15 protein-coding genes are annotated in these 18,448 nt (G+C 40.4%); 10 read left to right on the forward strand and 5 right to left on the reverse strand.

All coding sequences use genetic code 11. The annotated features are described in order from the left end of the window. Position 1 precedes the first annotated feature (1 nt). The 5 genes from ilvA (at position 2) to QL984_RS14805 (ending at position 5,323) form a co-directional block, all read left to right on the forward strand. Positions 2–1,555 (forward strand): threonine ammonia-lyase, biosynthetic, encoded by a 1,554-nt coding sequence (ilvA, locus tag QL984_RS14785; RefSeq protein ID WP_013463863.1) that lies wholly within the window; start codon positions 2–4, stop codon positions 1,553–1,555. Between the two features lie 144 nt (positions 1,556–1,699). After that, complete coding sequence (locus tag QL984_RS14790; protein WP_290172907.1) at positions 1,700–2,683, forward strand: ABC transporter substrate-binding protein; 984 nt, start codon at positions 1,700–1,702, stop codon at positions 2,681–2,683. Between the two features lie 133 nt (positions 2,684–2,816). Further along, positions 2,817–4,001, forward strand: coding sequence for a methyltransferase (locus tag QL984_RS14795; protein WP_024602123.1), 1,185 nt, complete (start codon positions 2,817–2,819; stop codon positions 3,999–4,001). Between the two features lie 10 nt (positions 4,002–4,011). Further along, entirely contained in the window at positions 4,012–4,677 is a 666-nt protein-coding gene (can, locus tag QL984_RS14800) for a carbonate dehydratase (protein ID WP_024602124.1), read from the forward strand. Position 4,678: 1 nt separating this feature from the next. Continuing rightward, the gene (locus tag QL984_RS14805; protein ID WP_024602125.1) at positions 4,679–5,323 is read left to right on the forward strand and encodes an NAD(P)H-binding protein; all 645 of its coding nucleotides are present in this window, start codon (positions 4,679–4,681) and stop codon (positions 5,321–5,323) included. 48 nt (positions 5,324–5,371) lie between these two features. On the opposite strand, the gene QL984_RS14810 is transcribed toward QL984_RS14805, so the two are convergent. Then, positions 5,372–5,635 carry an accessory factor UbiK family protein gene (locus QL984_RS14810; protein ID WP_008112735.1) on the reverse strand — a complete coding sequence of 88 codons (264 nt, stop codon included), beginning with the start codon at positions 5,633–5,635 and terminating at the stop codon, positions 5,372–5,374. 113 nt (positions 5,636–5,748) lie between these two features. On the opposite strand from QL984_RS14810, the gene rep reads away from it, so the two are divergent. After that, positions 5,749–7,767, forward strand: a complete 2,019-nt coding sequence (gene rep, locus QL984_RS14815) for a DNA helicase Rep (protein WP_016899315.1) — start codon at positions 5,749–5,751, stop codon at positions 7,765–7,767. 13 nt (positions 7,768–7,780) lie between these two features. Here rep and QL984_RS14820 read toward each other — a convergent pair whose 3' ends face one another. The 3 genes from QL984_RS14820 to elbB form a co-directional block, all read right to left on the reverse strand. Continuing rightward, entirely contained in the window at positions 7,781–10,345 is a 2,565-nt protein-coding gene (locus QL984_RS14820) for a diguanylate cyclase (RefSeq protein WP_013463870.1), read from the reverse strand. A gap of 174 nt (positions 10,346–10,519) precedes the next feature. Next, positions 10,520–10,912, reverse strand: coding sequence for a cytochrome c5 family protein (locus tag QL984_RS14825; RefSeq protein WP_016899314.1), 393 nt, complete (start codon positions 10,910–10,912; stop codon positions 10,520–10,522). A 223-nt stretch (positions 10,913–11,135) separates the two neighbouring features. Then, positions 11,136–11,783 (reverse strand): isoprenoid biosynthesis glyoxalase ElbB, encoded by a 648-nt coding sequence (elbB, locus tag QL984_RS14830; RefSeq protein ID WP_028834474.1) that lies wholly within the window; start codon positions 11,781–11,783, stop codon positions 11,136–11,138. 510 nt (positions 11,784–12,293) lie between these two features. Here elbB and polA point away from each other — a divergent pair. From polA to QL984_RS14845, 3 genes are all read left to right on the forward strand, one after another. After that, positions 12,294–15,029 carry a DNA polymerase I gene (polA, locus tag QL984_RS14835; protein WP_290172908.1) on the forward strand — a complete coding sequence of 912 codons (2,736 nt, stop codon included), beginning with the start codon at positions 12,294–12,296 and terminating at the stop codon, positions 15,027–15,029. Between the two features lie 500 nt (positions 15,030–15,529). Next, complete coding sequence (locus tag QL984_RS14840; RefSeq protein WP_013463874.1) at positions 15,530–16,117, forward strand: YceI family protein; 588 nt, start codon at positions 15,530–15,532, stop codon at positions 16,115–16,117. Next, positions 16,114–16,632 carry a DUF1285 domain-containing protein gene (locus tag QL984_RS14845; protein ID WP_024602130.1) on the forward strand — a complete coding sequence of 173 codons (519 nt, stop codon included), beginning with the start codon at positions 16,114–16,116 and terminating at the stop codon, positions 16,630–16,632. Before QL984_RS14840 ends, QL984_RS14845 begins: the two co-directional genes overlap by 4 nt. Here the strand turns inward: QL984_RS14845 and yihA are convergent, their stop codons facing one another. After that, positions 16,633–17,289 (reverse strand): ribosome biogenesis GTP-binding protein YihA/YsxC, encoded by a 657-nt coding sequence (gene yihA, locus QL984_RS14850; RefSeq protein ID WP_013463876.1) that lies wholly within the window; start codon positions 17,287–17,289, stop codon positions 16,633–16,635. 281 nt (positions 17,290–17,570) lie between these two features. On the opposite strand from yihA, the gene QL984_RS14855 reads away from it, so the two are divergent. Next, positions 17,571–18,203: a c-type cytochrome gene (locus QL984_RS14855; RefSeq protein ID WP_013463877.1), complete on the forward strand. Its 633-nt coding sequence runs from the start codon at positions 17,571–17,573 to the stop codon at positions 18,201–18,203. Positions 18,204–18,448: the final 245 nt, after the last annotated feature.

Genomic DNA, 18,448 nt, shown 5'->3' on the forward strand with positions numbered 1-18,448 from the left:
TATGGTTTCTCAAGAACTCGATTATTTTCGCGCTATTATCCAAGCCAATATGGAGCCTTTAGCTAAGGTGACTGAGGTGAGTGAAATGGCCGAATTGAGTGCACGATTAGGTAATCATGTTTGGTTAAAGCGTGAAGATCAGCAACCGGTGTACTCGTTTAAATTACGCGGTGCTTTTAATAAATTAAATAAGCTGCCAAAGGGCTCGGTCGTGATCACCGCATCGGCAGGCAATCATGCTCAAGGGGTGGCGCTGAGTGCTTCACACCTAGGGCATAAAGCCACCATTGTTATGCCCGTAACGACGCCTGAAATTAAGGTTAATGCGGTAAGGGCATTGGGTGGGGAAGTCGTGTTACATGGTCATCAATTTGATGCCGCAAAGGCGTATGCGCTTGAATTAACTGAGCAGCGAAACGGCGTATTTGTCCCTCCATTTGATGACCCCGATGTCATTGTTGGTCAAGGCACAGTTGCCCGTGAACTAATGCAACAGCTGAACGACTTAGACGTGGTATTTATTCCTGTTGGCGGCGGCGGATTGCTGGCGGGTATGGCGGTATACATTAAATCGCTGCGCCCAGATATCAAAGTGATTGGGGTCGAGGCTAATGAAAGCGCTTGTTTAAAAGCTGCCATGGAAGCGGGAGAGCCTGTAGAGCTAGAAAGAGTAGGAAGCTTTGCCGATGGTGTTGCCGTAAAAATAATTGGTAGCGAAACATTTAGACTGGCGCAAAAGTTTTGCGATGAAGTGGTGACCGTGTCAGATGATGAAATATGTGCTGCCATGCAAGATATTTTTGTATCAACCCGTGCTATTGCCGAACCTTCAGGCGCACTTGCAACTGCAGGGCTTAAAAAATGGTCTCAGCAGTCGGGTTTAAAGGGGTTAAACTTAGCGGCTATTTTGTCTGGTGCTAATTTAAATTTTGATCGCTTACGCTATGTAGCTGAACGTACTGCATTGGGTGAGAAGAACGAAGCATTATTAGCGGTAACAATTGATGAAAAACGCGGTAGCTTTAAACAGTTTTGTGCATCTTTAGGTGGGCGCGCTATTACCGAATTTAACTACCGATATGCGGGGCCTGGCGAGGCGCAAATTTTTGTTGGTATTGCACTGCGCCAAGGATTAGCAGAACTTGAGGAGCTTAAACAAAGCCTAACCGATAATGGCTATTCGTTTTGCGACTTGTCAGATAACGAATTAGCAAAACTTCATGTACGGTATATGGTTGGTGGTAAAGCGCCAGAGCAGCTACATGAACGCTTACTGCGGTTTGAGTTTCCAGAGTACCCAGGTGCATTAGCGCGCTTTTTAGATACACTGGGTAGTAATTGGAATATCACTTTATTTCACTACCGTAATCATGGCGGTTCAACGGGTAATGTATTGGCAGGTTTTGCTATTGAGCCAAGTCAATATGAGATGTTTAATGAGCACTTAAACCGCCTAGGTTACAGTGTTCAAGACGAAACCCATAACCCGTGTTTCACCCAGTTTTTAACCACACAACCTCAAGCAGAAAAGCTTGAAAAGCTCGCCTTAGCATAATCCTATTTTAAGCAGGCATCTTCTGTGGATGCTTGCTTTATCAGCTGCTTTACATATAGTTACGTTAATCACTACGTTTTTTGGAAACTCTCTTTGTTACTTAAAGGAATGATAATTAGCGCCTGCCTTTTTTGTAGCCAGTTAATGGCGCAGGAATCAGTCATACTACAATTAAAGTGGACACATCAATTTCAATTTGCGGGCTATTATATGGCTCAGCAAAAAGGGTATTATGATGAGGCCGGTTTAGACGTTACTATTGTGCCTGCAGATCAAAAACGACCCAATAGTTTTGGCGCGGTAGAGCGTGGTGAAGCCCAGTTTGGGGTTGCGCATTCTGGTATTTTACAGCAGCGTATTGCAGGTAAACCCTTTGTCGCCATGGCTGCCATATTACAGTTTTCTCCTTATTGCTGGATGGTCAAAGAAAGTTCTGATATTTTTCATGCCCGTGATTTTGTCAATAAACGTGTAAGTGAAGTGAGTAAAGAGAGCAATTCTGAGTTGTTAACTATGCTCAAGCGCAGCGGTATAAATACCGAAAAGTTGGCTATATACAAAGGCGATAAATTACAAAAAGCATGGATGGAAAATAAAATAGATGCCATCGAAGTCTATGTTACCGACTTACCTTATTATATGGATCAGCAAGGTATTGCTCATCGACTTATATGTCCACAACGTTATGGTATGGACGTATACGCAGATATTTTATTTACCAGTGATAACATGATTAAGTACCACCCCGATACGGTAGAAAAGTTTTACCAAGCGAGTTTAAAAGGGTGGCGTTATGCGGTAATGAATATGGATGAAGCCATCGCCATTACTCAGCAGTTTTATGCCCCTGAACGTAGTTTTCATCAATTAGCTTATGAGGCCGAAGTGCTAAAAGACTATATTGCGCCGCCAAGCACCAATGTGGGTAATATGTCGATGGCCAAATGGCGTTTAATTGCTGATTTATATGAGATTGACCAAACAAAGTTTGACGAAGTAAAAGCCGATTTTATTTATAAATATAAAAAACAAGAAACGTTGCAGCTTTCTTGGATGCTGATTGCGGCCATTATTATTAGTATTATTTCTATTCCCCTTTATTTACGGTTAATGTTCAAAGCACGCTAATGGCTAATTTAACCAATAGAAAAGGTGGGAAAGTTAAGTAATCCCCTTGCTCTGCGAGGTTAAAAAAATAACCGCTTAATTAGGCGCGAGTGTACTGGTATAATTTATTGCCTTTTTAATATTTTAAGCTGTTATGACCTTAACTGAGCAATTTACTGCCCTCGATTCGTTACTGATGAATACGCGCTCGTATTGGCAATGTACTGCGTTTGATTTTGACTGTTTACCGTGGCCTGAATTACACGACCCCCTAACTGCTTTAACTGATCAGGACGTTGCTGAGTTAGATACTGATCAAGCGCAACTTTATCAGTTTTTTTCACCTTACATACCCGGTATTGAGCAATTAAGCCAATTAGCTTCACTCCCTGTCATAACAAGCAGTCGAACGGATTATCCGTTTTGGATTAGTAACGGTATTAAAGGACGAAAGTTTACACAGCTACAAGACTTTGTTGGTGCGCTACCTGCCAATGATCAGCCTATTTTAGAGTGGTGTGCAGGCAAAGGCCATTTAGGACGAATGTTAGCTTTTAATGGTGCGCCGAGCGTGCACAGTATTGAGCTACAATCTCACTTATGTGAGCAAGGACAAAAAAGTGCGCAGCAACAGGGGCTTGCTATGCAATTTAGCCAAGCTGATGTACTCACAGATAACACTCAGGATTTTTTTAACCCACAAACCCATGCCGTTGCTTTACATGCCTGCGGTGCGTTACATCAAACTTTTATGCATCAAGCCAGTGCGGCCAAAGTAACACAAATTAGTTTTTCACCTTGTTGCTATCACTTGTTTACCGAGAATAATTATCAAGCAATGAGCGAACAGGCGAAGCGAAGTGCGCTTAATTTAACTCATCGAGATTTAAAACTCGCCTTGCAAGAAACCGTCACGGCTCCATCGCGAGTGGGCAAAGTACGAAAAACAGAAGTTGAGTGGCGACTCGGGTTTGATGCTTTAAGAAAGTCACTCACCGGTGAGTCGGCGTATGTTAGTGTGCCCTCAGTGAATAAAGCAATATTTTCAGATTCGTTTGAATCATTTTGTAAGTGGGCGGCAGATAAAAAAGCCTTAAAACTGCCAAAAGATATTGATTACAATAAATTTTTATTGATTGGGCAGGCGCGAAAAAAGATAACCGAGCGAGTTGAACTGGTTCGACATGTGTTTAGAAGAGCAATAGAAGTTTGGCTTGTGCTCGATCGTGCTTTATATTTGCAACAGCAAGGCTATAACGTCAGTGTTAGTACATTTTGTGAGAAGCAATTAACACCCCGTAATATTTTAATTTTAGCCAGTTTAACGCCCTCGACCTAAAAGAGATGTAATGAGAAATTTAAATAACCTACTAGAAAATAATAAACGCTGGGCATCTAGAACGAGCGAAGCTAATCCCGAATTTTTTAAAATTTTATCGATGCAACAAAATCCAGAATATTTATGGATTGGTTGTTCTGACTCACGAGTTCCTGCTAATCAAATTGTTGATTTATTACCGGGTGAATTGTTTGTGCATCGTAATGTTGCCAACGTGGTAGTGCACACAGATCATAATTGCTTATCGGTTATGCAGTATGCGGTCGAAGTATTAAAAGTTAAACATATTATGGTTGTTGGCCACTACGGTTGTGGAGGTGTACAAGCGGTATTAAACGAAGATCGCTTTGGTTTTATTGATAACTGGCTACGCCACGTTGGTGATGTAAAAGAAAAGCATTTAGAGCAACTTAATGCTCTACCAGAAAAACAGCGTCTTGATCGTTTAATTGAGCTTAATGTGATTGAGCAAGTGCGTAACGTATCGCGCACTAGCATTGTTCAAGATGCTTGGTTACGAGGTCAAGAGCTCACAGTGCATGGCTGGGTATATGGATTAGAAAACGGTCACCTGCATGATTTAGAGTCGGTAGTTAGCTGCGCTGAAGAAGAATGCACTAGCTATAAAAAGGCAGTACACCATGTACTGAACAAGTCAGCGGGTAGTCACGCTTAATATGGCTAAAACGGCGTTAATAATCGGCAGTACCGGCTTAGTGGGCAGCCAGTTATTACAACAGCTGTTAGCATCTCCTTGCTATACGAAAGTAGTGAGCTTATCGCGCCGCCAATTAGACTTTTCTCATCCTAAATTAACTAGCCATGTTATTGATTTTGAGAACCTGACACATTACGTTGAGTTATTCAAAGGTGACGTGTTTTTTTCCTGCTTAGGCACCACGTTAAAGCAAGCTGGAAGCGAAGCAGGACAGCGTAAAGTTGATTTTGAATACCAATTTATTTGTGCGCAAATGGCGGCCAATAACGGTGTTCCTCATTATTGTTTGTTGTCATCAAGTGGCGCAAATGCGCATAGCATGAGCCGTTACCTAAAAATCAAAGGGGAACTTGAGCAGCAGGTAAAGCAGCTTGGTTTTTCGCGCTTGAGTATATTGCAACCGTCTTTGTTAGTCGGCGAGCGATCAGAGCTTAGAATTGCAGAAAAGTTAGGTGAGGTAGTACTGCCACTGTTAACGCGTTTTGGCATCTTCAAACGGTATAGACCAATAACCGGTGAGCAAGTAGCTAATAAATTGCTAAGGGTGAGCATAGAGCAGCAACAAGCAACGGGTTACTATGTGCTCGACGAGCTATTTGAATAACTGAGTGATTAGCGCCATAAAGCAGGTTCGTCTATGGCGTTATATTTATTATTCTGCGTCTGTTTTTGCCGATAATTGCTGTTCAAGTATCGCTACTTTTGCTTCTAATTCAGTTAGCTTTTCACGGGTGCGGATCAGCACTTGGCTTTGAATATCAAACTCTTCACGGCTTACAAAGTCCATTTCGGCAAGCTTATTTTGTAACACTTGCTTGGTTTTACCTTCAAGTGTATCAGCCAGGTTTTTTACACCTTGTGGCATGTTATTAGTGATCTGTTTCGCAATTTCTTCAAGTTTTGCTGGGTTAATCATAGTCGTCCCTTGCCTGTTGCCTAAAATGATAATAACTAATATTACCTTATTGGCTAGGCGTATTGTAGTGATTACGTTAAAATTGCCCGTCTTTTTGCAATCAGCTGGTCGTTATGAAACTCAATCCTAAACAAGATGAAGCGGTAAAGTACATTAGTGGTCCTTGCTTAGTATTAGCTGGCGCAGGCTCGGGTAAAACACGAGTTATCACCAACAAAATTGCTTACTTAGTACAGAAGTGTGAGTATCAAGCGCGTAATATTGCGGCGGTTACCTTTACCAATAAAGCGGCTAAAGAAATGCGCGAGCGGGTTTTGCAAACCTTAGGAAAGCAAGAGTCTAAAGGTTTATGGGTCTCTACATTTCATACACTCGGGCTTGAAATCATCAAAAAAGAGTTAAAAACACTGGGTTTTAAGCCTGGTTTTTCGCTGTTTGACGACCAAGATACGAATCAACTACTCGGTGATTTAACCGAAGATGAGCTTAAAAAAGACAAAGACTTACTTAATCTACTTAAAATGCAAATTGGTAGCTGGAAGAATGAACTCATTTTACCAGAGCAAGCTATTCGCGAAGCCAGAGAGCCACAAAAAGCCTTGTTTGCTCAGTTATATGCGCGTTATCAAAATCAGCTTCGCGCTTATAATGCACTCGACTTTGATGATTTAATTATGATCCCCACGCTGCTTTTAAGCAGTAATGCCACATCACGTGAGCGTTGGCAGCAGCGTTTTCGGTATTTACTGGTGGATGAATACCAAGATACTAATACCAGCCAATACCAATTAGTAAAATTGCTGGTTGGTGAACGTGCTCGCTTTACTGTGGTAGGAGATGACGATCAGTCAATTTACTCTTGGCGTGGTGCTCGCCCACAAAATTTGGTGTTATTAAGTAAAGACTATCCAGGATTAAGATTAATAAAACTAGAGCAAAATTACCGTAGTGCAGGGCGCATTCTTAAAGCGGCTAATATATTAATTGCAAATAACCCCCATGAGTTTGAAAAAAAGCTCTTTAGTGAACTTGGCTATGGTGAGCAAATTAAAGTCATTGGTTGTCGCGATGAAGAGCATGAGTCTGAGCGTGTGGTTGCAGAGATTATTTCTCATAAGTTTATGAAGCGCACCAGCTATAAAGATTACGCGATTTTGTACCGGGGTAATCACCAAGCGCGTGGTTTTGAAAAGTCGTTAATGAGTAACCGTATACCTTATAAAATTAGCGGCGGGATGTCGTTTTTTTCACGTTCTGAAATTAAAGATATCATGGCTTACTTACGTCTTTTAGTGAACCAAGATGATGACAATGCCTTTTTAAGAATCGTGAACACGCCACGGCGTGAAATAGGCACGGTGACGCTTGAAAAACTAGGCACCTTAGCCAATGAAAAACATCAAAGCTTGTTTGCCACCTGTTTTGATAACGACTTAGGATACAGACTAAAAGGACGTGGTTTTAATGCGTTAGCTGGGTTTGCCCGTTGGGTGGTTGAGCTGTCGGATAACGCAGTACGCAGCGATACCTTAGAAGCGGTCAAAGATTTAGTGCGAAATATTAATTATGAAGCCTATTTATATGAATCATCACCGAGTGCCAAAGCCGCCGAAATGCGGATGAAAAATGTCTCGGAGCTGTACCGTTGGATCACCGATATGCTGACTGGCGATGCCGATAATCCGCCAATGACGTTAGCTGAAGTGGTTAGTAAATTGACCCTGCGCGATATGCTAGAGCGTAACGAGGAAGAAGATGAAGCAGATGCAGTACAATTACTTACGCTGCATGCTTCAAAGGGACTCGAGTACCCTTATGTATTTATGGTAGGCATGGAAGAGGGGCTATTACCACACCAAGTAAGCATTGATGAGGATAATGTAGATGAAGAGCGCCGCCTTGCCTATGTAGGTATTACCCGCGCGCAGCAAGAGCTAACCTTAACGTATGCTAAAATTCGTCGTCAATTTGGTGAAACATCGCAAACGGAGCTCAGCCGGTTTGTGCAAGAGCTACCACAAGATGACTTAGCCTTTGAAAACAAAAAAGCGCCTAATACTCAAGCTGAACGCATGGAAAAAGGCCAAGCTCGGGTTGCAAATTTAAGGGCAATGCTAAAAAAACCACAATAGCATGTGTTTAGCGTTATTTTGATTCTGAGCTTATAAGTGTTGAACGTATCGCGCTTTTAAGTGGGTGCTGTTTGGCAACAAACAAGTTCAAGCCATGCTTATCTAAAAGGGCTCTGAAGTTTAATATTGACGGGCCTTTAGCAATCACTTTAATGTGTTTAAGTTTAGTGATAGCCAGCAAACCTTGTAGCTGCAAGTCATAGCATTCCTGCTGCAATATTCGTTTACTGAAAGTGGAGCTTAATAGTAAGTAATCAAATTCTATCTCGGTCACTAAATTAAGCTCGCATTTATCCTTTGCGAAATTATTTAGACCAATAGAGTAGCCCAGCGCTTTAAGCTGTTTTAAGTTTTCTAGTTGCAGCGCACTGGCGTAACGTAATTCTTGATCATCAAACAACAAACAAAGTGGATCAATGTTTAATGGCTGCTTTAGTGCAGCAGTTAATAAAGAGAACTCATGCTTTTCTAAAAGCAGACTTGAGCAAGGCAGAAGAGCAACGCTTATTTCAGAGTCTTTCGCTTGTTGATACGCTTGTAAAATCAGTTGGAGTTCTACTTTTATATGCTGTTCTTTATCACTTGCAAATTTCTTTAAAATATCAAAACTAGTAAAGCCAAGTACAGGGTGTTCACCAAACGCTTCAAATAATGAGGCATATTGATAATGCTCATCCATAGAAATAATATCTGAGCTACGAAACGTCATAGGTAATACATCAAGATGGTGCAATGTTTGTGACTCATGTTGCAGCATTGGCTCTGTGAGTAACGGGTGAAATAATTCGAAGCGATTTTTACCAGAGTTTTTAGCGTAATACATTGCGGCATCAGCATCTCTAATAATTTCATCTGTATGTTTATAGCTTTGTTTTGAATAAGTGATACCAATACTCGCGCCGCTTTGCACACAAATACCTTTTGTACAAAAAGGTTTTCGCATGATGTTGATGATTCGATTTGCAACATCTTCAGCTTGGTTTGGCTCGGTTAAATGAGTGAGTAAAATTACAAATTCATCTCCCCCTAAGCGTGCTAATAAATCATGCTCACGGATACATTGAGAGAACAACTGACCCACGCTAATTAAAAATTCGTCTCCGGCATGGTGCCCAAGCTGGTCGTTTATATCTTTAAATTTATCAAGGTCAATAAACAGTACCGCAAAGTGCTCATCAGGGTGACGTTGGTAAAACTGTAGCGTTTTTTCTAGCTGCGTTAAAAATAAATTACGATTAGGCAAGCTTGTTAATGAGTCATGGTGCGCATCGTGATACAGCTGCTGCTCTATTTTTTTACGCTCATCAATTTGCATCTGTAAATGCAAATTTGCTTGGCTTAGCTCTTTGGTTTTTTCGTTTACTCGAGAAGCGAGCTCTTGGTGGCTCTTTTTCAGCGCCTGTGAGGCTAATTTTGTTTGTAATACCGTGGCAATTTGATGCGATACAAAGGTTATGAGTTCTGCATCATCTTGTGTGAAAAGGTGTTCATTATTATAAGCTTGGCAAACAATTAAACCTATAACTCCTTGCGATGTTTTTAGCGGAGCGCCAAGCCAGCTGGTGGCTCTTCTAGATTCATCAATTGGTTTTTCACGCTCTACAATGCCACTATCTAATAACTCTTGTGCTCTTTGCGGGTGAATTATTTGTGTTTCTTCGGTGCTGATCACCAGCTCACTGTACCCTTTTGCAAAGCGCCTTGGTTGGGTGCTGCCTTGAAATTCGTCAACACTGTAAGGAAAACTAATCCAGCCCGTTTCTTTATCATACAAGGCAATATAAAGATTTTTTGCGTAAGTGATGGTTTTTATTATTTCGTGTATTTGAAAATAAGCATCATCTAGGTTTTTAGCTTGAGTTGTCAGCTCTGAAATTTTAAATAATATTTGCTGGCGTTGCAGGGCGCTTTTTCGCTGTTGTATTTCAACATTTAAAGCATCATTGCTTTGCGTTAATGCACGGGTTCTTAGTTTTACTTCTGATTCGAGCAACTCTCGTTTCTTAACGCGTTCAATAGCTGTCGCTAAATAAAGTGACATTGCTTCAAGTAGGTTTATTTGTTGCGAACTATAACCTTGCTCAGTGTCGTAACTTTGCGCTGCTAATACGCCAATAATATTTTTTTCTTGATAAACTGGAACGCCTACCCAGTGTTCTGCAGGTGTACCTAATGCTTTGAATAAGCCTTGCTGTGCAGCATCATGCATTTGTTGCTTAGTGAAATAAGTGGTCTTTCCTTGCTTAAACACATAACCCGTTGCGCCTTCTTCAAAATTATTCTCCCGATTGAGTGGTACAGAAATTCCATCTTTTTCATCAGAAAAATAAGACAGTTCCAACTGTTGTGATTGCGGCTCAACAAGCACCACATAAAAGCTTTTACTCGGGACATACTTTTGTAAAATGTCATGAATAGCTGGGTAAAGTAAGGTTAATTCGGCAACAGTACTTGCTTGCTCTGATAGCTGTATCAGGGCATTGTGGAGGTGGTAGGCATGTTTGTACTTTTTCAATAGTGCTTTTAGTCGTTTATTTTGGCGCACTACGCTACTCGGTACAATGAGTTTATCTTCCAATGATGTTTAACCAGTTATAATTTTTTGTATAGTTATTAATCATTATAGTTCCACTTTTAACATTTTGCGTCAAGTAGATATTTATCTTAATTATGCTGCGAAAAATCGATAATTAGAAACAAAAAAGGCTTACTGTGAGTAAGCCTTTCATTTATAGTTTTAGCCTGACTGATTTTATTTAGCAGTCATAAAGTCGATTGCTGCGCTTATTTCATCATCAGAACAATCCATACATGTACCACGTGGCGGCATTGCATTGAAGCCGTTGATTGCATGATCTAATAAGGTATCTTTTCCTTTAGCAATACGAGGAGCCCAATCGTCAGCTGATTTAGGAGCGCCTAAAGCACCTGTACCATGACAAGCAAAACAGGCCGCTTGATATACTTGCTCGCCTGAACGAGGCCCTGTTGGTGCAGCAACCGCTACTTTTTCACCTTCAAGGTAAACAGCACCGATAGGCGCTAAACGTTTTTTAATTGCATCTTCAGTCATAGAGTTATCATATGGCTGTGCGTATGCGGTGGTTGCTAGCACAAGTAATGCTGCAGCTGATAGTTTTTTCATTTTGCCTTGCCCACTTCAATTTGAACGTGATCAATCACGATTTTAAATGACGGAATTTAAACCAATTATAACTCCACTAAGTCATTTATAAAATGCTCAGAGTCGATTTTATTTAGAAATACGACTAATGATTGTCTTAACTCAATAAAATTACATGGTTTAGCGCATAGTTAAATTATAAAACGGGATCATCACGCCTTTAATGCGATCAAAGCCCTTACGACTAACTCATAGCTAATACGTTACGCACTAACTTATCGATTCCTGCATCTGCATCCATAATAGACTGTGCCAACATATAGGCCGGTGTCGTAACGAGTTTATTGCTTTTATCAATAACAATATCATCCACTTTACACTCTACGTGTTCAGCGCCTAATGTGCTAAGAGCCTCGGCTGTGTCGCTATCATTACCAATAGTAAGCTGAGGTTTATGATAAATAAAAGGCAATAGAGCCGGTGCAATACACATGTAACCCGTGGCTTTTTTTGCATCCGCAAACGCTTTACAAGCGCTAAGTACTGCCTCGTTTACTTTAGCGTTAGTGCCATTAATAGCAAAGTCAGATAGATTTTTAGCTACCCCGAAGCCCCCAGGGACAATGAGTGCATCAAATTGTGTAACGTCTAATTCAGCGAGTGACTTTATATTGCCACGGGTGATGCGAGCTGATTCAACTAATACATTTCGCGGCTGTGCTATTTCTTCACCAGTGATGTGATTAATGGTGTGGTACTGCTCTATATCAGGTGCAAAGCACTGATACTGAGCATTATTTTTTTCAATGTGTAATAAAGTCAGTACCACCTCATTAATTTCACTACCATCAAACACACCACAACCTGCTAAAATTACAGCTATATTTTTCATATCATTTCGCTCCATTAAAGTCTCTTAAATAAAGTTTAACACGATGAATCAGCCGATTTAAAAATTTATTTGCTCGTTTTTTAGGCGCAAAGCACGTTGTTATGCGCTATATGCCATTTAGTGATTAGTAGCCATGAAAAAAATTATAAAGGATCGCTATGATCTTTGATCCATTATGCTAGAATGCTCATCCAGTTATTTAAATGGACGTAAATAATTAAGGTGGGTTATAAAACCAGTGACGGTATAAATGCTTTTTCCACATTAATAAAAAAATAATAAAAAAGAACCTCGAATTATCTTTTTTTAAACAAAACAATAAATTACAAATTAATCTAGGCATTTCAAGGTGCTTCGGATGAATTGCTTGTGGGTGTTATCTACATAGTTATCCACAACTTACTAAAAATGTAGCGCGATTACTCACATTAATTCACAGTCGTTTTATTTACTGCCTTATGGCATGCTTACACTCATATTACTTTTTTGTATTTAGGATCCAATTTTACCATGGCTCAGATCCCCGAAAACCCGCTTATTTTAGTTGATGGCTCTTCATATTTGTTTCGTGCTTATCATTCACCACCACATCTAACCAACTCTAAGGGTGAGGCCACCGGTGCCATTTATGGCGTGGTAAACATGCTTAAAAGTTTAATCAAACAATATGATCCCTCACATATGGTGGTGGTATTTGACGCCAAAGGTAAAACCTTCAGAAATGATATGTACAGTGAGTATAAAGCGAACCGTCCGCCAATGCCTGATGATCTGCGTACTCAAATAGCGCCGCTGCACAGTATTATCAAAGCAATGGGTTTTCCGTTAATTAGTATTGAGGGCGTGGAAGCCGATGACGTAATCGGTACTTTTGCACGGATTGCCTCTGAGCAACAACGTCATGTGCTGGTATCGACTGGTGATAAAGATATGGCGCAGTTGGTCAATGAGCATGTAACCTTGATTAATACCATGACCGACAGCATTTCAGATCCCGAAACTGTGGTTGAAAAGTTTGGTGTTGGACCTGAACTTATTATCGACTATTTAGCTTTAATGGGCGACAAAGTAGATAATATTCCTGGCGTTGAGGGTTGTGGACCTAAAACAGCGGTTAAATGGTTACAAAAGTACGGATCGCTTCAGGGCGTAATTGATAATGCTTCTGATATAAAAGGTAAAATAGGCGAGAAACTGGCAAAAGCGATTGATCATTTACCGTTAAGCTATGAGCTTGCCACTATTAAATGTGATGTTGAGGTTGAATCTGATCTTGATACTTTTAAATTACAAACACCGAATAAAGACGAATTAATTGCCTTATACGGTGAATGTGAGTTTCGTCGTTGGCTAGCTGAATTGCTAGACAACCCAAAAGATGCCGACACACATTTAGCAGTACCAACGCAAGAGAATGAGCTGCCAAAAGTTGAAGATGCGCACTATGAAACTATTTTAACTGAGGCCCAATTTGAGACATTAATAGAACAGCTTAATGAAGCTGAGCTATTTGCTTTTGATACAGAAACAACCAGTTTAGAGTATATGAAAGCGCAATTGGTCGGTATGAGCTTTGCGGTTAAAGCAGGGGAAGCGGCTTATTTACCAATAGCACACGATTACCCCGGTGCGCCCGAGCAGTTAAGCCTTGAATTTGTGATGCAAAAGTTGGGGCCGATATTAGCAGACGAAAATAAAGCTAAAGTAGGTCAAAATCTAAAATACGATAAAAGCGTGCTTGCCAATGCAGGCTATGAATTAAATGGTATTAAGTTCGACACTATGTTGGAGTCTTATGTATTTAATAGCGTAGGCACCCGTCATGATATGGACTCGTTGGCGCTTAAATATTTAGGCCACAAAAATATTAGCTTTGAAGATATTGCAGGTAAAGGTAAAAAGCAGCTTACATTTAATCAAATAGAACTTGAAAAAGCAGCGCCTTATGCCGCTGAAGATGCCGATATTACTTTGCGTTTGCACCAAGTGTTATGGCCGAAACTTGAAGCGGATGAAAAACTAAAATCGGTGTTTGAAGATATAGAAATGCCACTAGTAAGTGTTATTTCTGATATTGAGCGCACCGGTGTTGCTATCGACAGCAACATGTTGGCCACGCATAGCCAACGTTTAGGTGAGCGATTACTTGAGCTTGAAAAAGAAGCGTTTGAAATCGCGGGCGAACCGTTTAACTTAAGCTCACCAAAGCAACTACAGGTGCTGTTATTTGAAAAGCTCGAATTGCCCGTTATCAAAAAAACACCTAAAGGCGCGCCCTCTACAGCAGAAGAAGTACTGCAAGAGTTAGCACACGATTACCCGCTGCCTAAAGTGATTATTGAGCATCGTGGTTTATCTAAGCTCAAATCAACCTACACCGATAAGTTACCCTTGATAGTCAATGAACGCACGCAGCGAGTGCATACTTCTTATCACCAAGCGGTAACAGCAACGGGTCGATTAAGCTCAAGCGATCCTAATTTACAAAATATTCCTATTCGTTCAGAGGAAGGACGTCGTATTCGTGAAGCGTTTATTGCCGCAGATGGATATAAAATTGTGGCTGCCGATTACAGCCAAATAGAACTGCGTATTATGGCGCATCTCTCGCAAGATAAGGGATTACTAAGCGCATTTGCTAATGGCTTAGATGTTCACAGTGCCACGGCTGCTGAAGTATTTGGGGTTGAGCTTGAAGATGTAACATCAGATATGCGCCGTAAAGCTAAAGCGGTAAACTTTGGCTTAATTTATGGCATGTCGGCATTTGGCTTAGCACGTCAACTTGATGTACCACGCCATGAAGCGCAGCATTATATCGATAAATATTTTGAGCGTTTTCCAGGTGTTTTAGAGTACATGGAAACAACGCGTGAAAAAGCGGCCGAAAATGGCTATGTAGAAACAATTTTTGGCCGTCGCTTACATTTACCAGAAATAAATGCGCGTAATGGTGCTCGTCGCAAAGGCGCTGAGCGCGCAGCAATTAATGCGCCGATGCAAGGCACTGCGGCTGATATTATTAAAAAAGCGATGTTAAGCGTGCATACTTGGGTTAATCAGCAAGCACCTAATACAGTTAAGCTGCTCATGCAGGTACACGATGAATTGGTATTTGAGATTAAAACAGAATGTACTGAGCAATATACCAAACAGATTTGTGAGCTGATGTCACAAGCGGCGCAGTTAGATGTACCACTTATTGTTGAAGCTGACGAAGGTGATAACTGGGAACAAGCACACTAATTTAGCGCTACTGTACTGGTTTTAATATAGGCCAAATACAGAGTCCAAAAAGAGAATCATAAAGCGCCGCTAGGCGCTTTTTCTTTATCTTGCAGGTTAAAAAAAAGTTAAATTAAACAGCAGTTTGTATTAAATCGTTAGAGGTTCGTCAATTCGCTACGATTATCAATAATATGCTTGTATTTTTACACTTGCTTTTGGTAAAGTGCCGCCCGTCCTCATCCTGTAGGACATCCTGTTGATGATGCATCGTAAGATGCAACGTATTAATAGCTTCTCCCCAGTTCGCTATATCGGCCTATCATATATTTGATGGGCCGTTTTTTTATTGCCTTGCATCCAAGCGTTAAATTTATTCTCTAATTGCACTTAGCGTTTCAAGTGATACCATCAGTCTACTTAGCATTTTCGATTTACCACACAGTAACTAATGATTTTCAGCTGGGCTGATCAAAGTATTATTTTTACCGGTATAAGTCTTTTTATTTTAGGAGTGCATTATGTTTAAAACGTTAGCTATCGCAGGTTTATCTTTATCATGTTTACTAGTTTCAGGTGCTGCATCGGCAAACTGGCAACTATTGAACGATAAAAGCCAATTAAGTTTTGTATCAATTAAAAAAAATAGCATTGCTGAAGCAAGTCACTTTACTCAGTTAGCAGGGCAGCTGAGCGATCAGGGTCAATTTAGCGTAAACGTTGATTTAACCTCAGCCGAAACCTTTATCCCAATCCGTAACGAACGTTTAAGTAAGATATTGTTTGAGTCTGACACGTTTGCAAACGCAGTATTAACCGCTGACTTATCTGATAAGTTGTCACTTATTAAGCAACCAGGGCAGTACGTATTAAAAGGTATTAGCGCTGAGCTAGACTTTCATGGTCATAAAAAGCCACTTGCTGTTGATGTACTCGTAAGCAGTGCGGCCAATGGAGATTTAAGTGTGGCATCATTCACTCCTATCATTATCAACAGTGATGACTTTAAGATCACCGAAGGGGTAATGCAGTTACAAAAATTAGCCGGATTACCTTCAATTGCTACTGCCGTGCCAGTTACTTTTGCACTGACATTTAAAAAACAGTGATTTCACTTAACGAGCTTAGCAAGCAACTCAGCGAGCCAAGCAAACCTTTTGAACAATGGCAGCCCGCTCACTGCGGGCAGTTACCATTATTGATTGATGAGCAAGGTAAATGGTTTTACGCAGGTAGTGAAATTACCCGTCAATCAATGGTGAAACTTTTTGCCAGTGTATTATGCAACGAAGATGGGCAGTTTTACTTAAAAACACCCGTAGAAAAAATCGCGATTGAGGTGAAGGATGCGCCTTTTATTATTGTAAATTGGCATAGTGAACCGACATCAGAGGGAAGCGTTATTTGTTGTATTGATAACTTAAACCGCACATGGCTATTAGGTCGTTCTGAGTCACTTTATATCAATGACTACAAAGGTGCGGCTGTGCCTTATATGCAGTTACCCTACGGCTGCTTTGCGCGAGTTGCGCGAAATGTGTTTTATCAGTGGGCTGAAATAGCCGAAACAGATGAGCTCGGCTATTTTATTACCTCCGCACAGCAGAAATTTTACTTACAGTAATTATTCGCTATCTGGCGCTACTAAATCAGCAGGTGGAACGGCCACTATTGGGCCTAAATACCACTCATCTAGCTTTTTAGCGACTTCTGGTAAGCCGGTGCCTTTAAGTGATGAAAATGCATGAACCGTAATATCGCCATCTAATTCACTTAACTCACGACGTACGCTAAGAACTTGTGATTTACGCGGACCTTGCTTTAGCTTATCGGCTTTAGTTAATAGTGCCAATACCGGAATTTCACTGCCTACAGCCCAATTAATTAAGTCGCGGTCTAAATCTTTTAATGGATGACGAATATCCATTAATACCACAATACCTTTTAAACTTTGACGTTTTTGCAGATATTCGCCTAGCGATTTTTGCCATTTCTTTTTCATTTCAATCGGCACTTTTGCAAACCCATAGCCAGGTAGGTCAATTAGGCGCATATTATCTACATCGGCAAGTTCAAAGGTGTTGATCAGCTGAGTACGGCCGGGTGTTTTACTGGTTCGTGCTAACTTTTGATCGGTTAGGGCATTTAGCGCACTTGATTTACCTGCATTAGAGCGACCGGCAAACGCGACTTCAATTCCCGTATCAGCAGGTAATTTAGTGATGTCTGGCGCGCTTGTAACAAAAGACGCAGTGTTATACTTGATACGAGATTTGAGCACAGGCTCTCCTAAAACTTAAAAAAATAACATTGGGTAAACCAAATTCACCCGTGGCGCGTATTTTATACTATAAAGTAGCTATTAAAAAGTGTATTTGAGCATGTAAGATCATTGCTGACAGTACATTTTAACTGGCTTAGCGTTTAATTTTACTCAAAACCCTATAATTTATAGGTTTAATGTGTGTAGAAAACGTGCCAGAGAATTTAATATCGTGTAGAATATAAAAATCACAACATCCATATTGTAGATGATACAGGGTCGGAAACAGAGAATTCACCATGAAAAAAATAGCACTATCTTTAACTATATTGCTTGGTGCGTTGTCAGCAAGCAACGCAACAGCATTTGATGGCGATGTAAACGCAGGTAAAGAAAAATCAGCAACGTGTGCGGCTTGTCACGGCCCAGACGGTAATGCGCCGGTTAACATCTACCCAAAAATTGCAGGCCAACACGCAGATTACATATACAAGCAACTTACTGAATTTAAATTAGGTATGACTTCGGGTGGTAAAGAAGGTCGTATGAATCCAGTAATGAGCGGTATGGCAATGCCATTAAGTGATCAAGATATGAAAGACTTGGCTGCTTACTTTGCTTCTTTGAACATGTCTGAAGGTGCTACACCGAAAGATGTTCAAGAAACAGGCGCAATGTTATATAAAGCAGGTGATGCTGAGCGCGGTATCCCATCATGTGCGGCTTGTCATGGTCCACGTGGTAATGGCTCTTCACTTGCTAAATTCCCAAAGATTTCTTTCCAACATCCAGAATACATCAAGTCACAACTTGAACAGTTCAGAGATGGTGTTCGTAATAACGACCTAAATGGTGTTATGCAGGACATTGCAAAGAAACTAACAGATAAAGACATTGAAACACTCTCTAAATACCTTGGTGGTCTACACTAAAGTCGTATTTATTTAGATGTTGTTAACATAATATAATGTTAATTAGTGAAAAAGGCAGCTTTAGCTGCTTTTTTTGTGCCTGCCGTGACCGATAAAGCTCCTTCTCTTGTAAGACATTGACCATACTTTGGTGTAAGAAAAATCTCATTTTATTTTTATTTTTTAATGTAACTTATTGTAATTTATATTTTTTAGTGTTTTTTGTCATATGTAGTACAAGAAAAAAGATATAAATTAGTTGTAAC

It is taken from the genome of Pseudoalteromonas sp. APC 3495, assembly GCF_030407645.1.
GTDB classification, from domain to species: domain Bacteria; phylum Pseudomonadota; class Gammaproteobacteria; order Enterobacterales; family Alteromonadaceae; genus Pseudoalteromonas; species Pseudoalteromonas tetraodonis.

What these genes read in the sequence shown, in the direction of transcription:
- ilvA (WP_013463863.1), top strand. Translation starts at nt 2, where the DNA reads ATGGTTTCTCAAGAACTCGATTATTTTCGCGCTATTATCCAAGCCAAT.
- QL984_RS14790 (WP_290172907.1), top strand. Translation starts at nt 1,700, where the DNA reads ATGGCGCAGGAATCAGTCATACTACAATTAAAGTGGACACATCAATTT.
- QL984_RS14795 (WP_024602123.1), top strand. Translation starts at nt 2,817, where the DNA reads ATGACCTTAACTGAGCAATTTACTGCCCTCGATTCGTTACTGATGAAT.
- can (WP_024602124.1), top strand. Translation starts at nt 4,012, where the DNA reads ATGAGAAATTTAAATAACCTACTAGAAAATAATAAACGCTGGGCATCT.
- QL984_RS14805 (WP_024602125.1), top strand. Translation starts at nt 4,679, where the DNA reads ATGGCTAAAACGGCGTTAATAATCGGCAGTACCGGCTTAGTGGGCAGC.
- QL984_RS14810 (WP_008112735.1), bottom strand. Translation starts at nt 5,635, where the DNA reads ATGATTAACCCAGCAAAACTTGAAGAAATTGCGAAACAGATCACTAAT.
- rep (WP_016899315.1), top strand. Translation starts at nt 5,749, where the DNA reads ATGAAACTCAATCCTAAACAAGATGAAGCGGTAAAGTACATTAGTGGT.
- QL984_RS14825 (WP_016899314.1), bottom strand. Translation starts at nt 10,912, where the DNA reads ATGAAAAAACTATCAGCTGCAGCATTACTTGTGCTAGCAACCACCGCA.
- elbB (WP_028834474.1), bottom strand. Translation starts at nt 11,783, where the DNA reads ATGAAAAATATAGCTGTAATTTTAGCAGGTTGTGGTGTGTTTGATGGT.
- polA (WP_290172908.1), top strand. Translation starts at nt 12,294, where the DNA reads ATGGCTCAGATCCCCGAAAACCCGCTTATTTTAGTTGATGGCTCTTCA.
- QL984_RS14840 (WP_013463874.1), top strand. Translation starts at nt 15,530, where the DNA reads ATGTTTAAAACGTTAGCTATCGCAGGTTTATCTTTATCATGTTTACTA.
- QL984_RS14855 (WP_013463877.1), top strand. Translation starts at nt 17,571, where the DNA reads ATGAAAAAAATAGCACTATCTTTAACTATATTGCTTGGTGCGTTGTCA.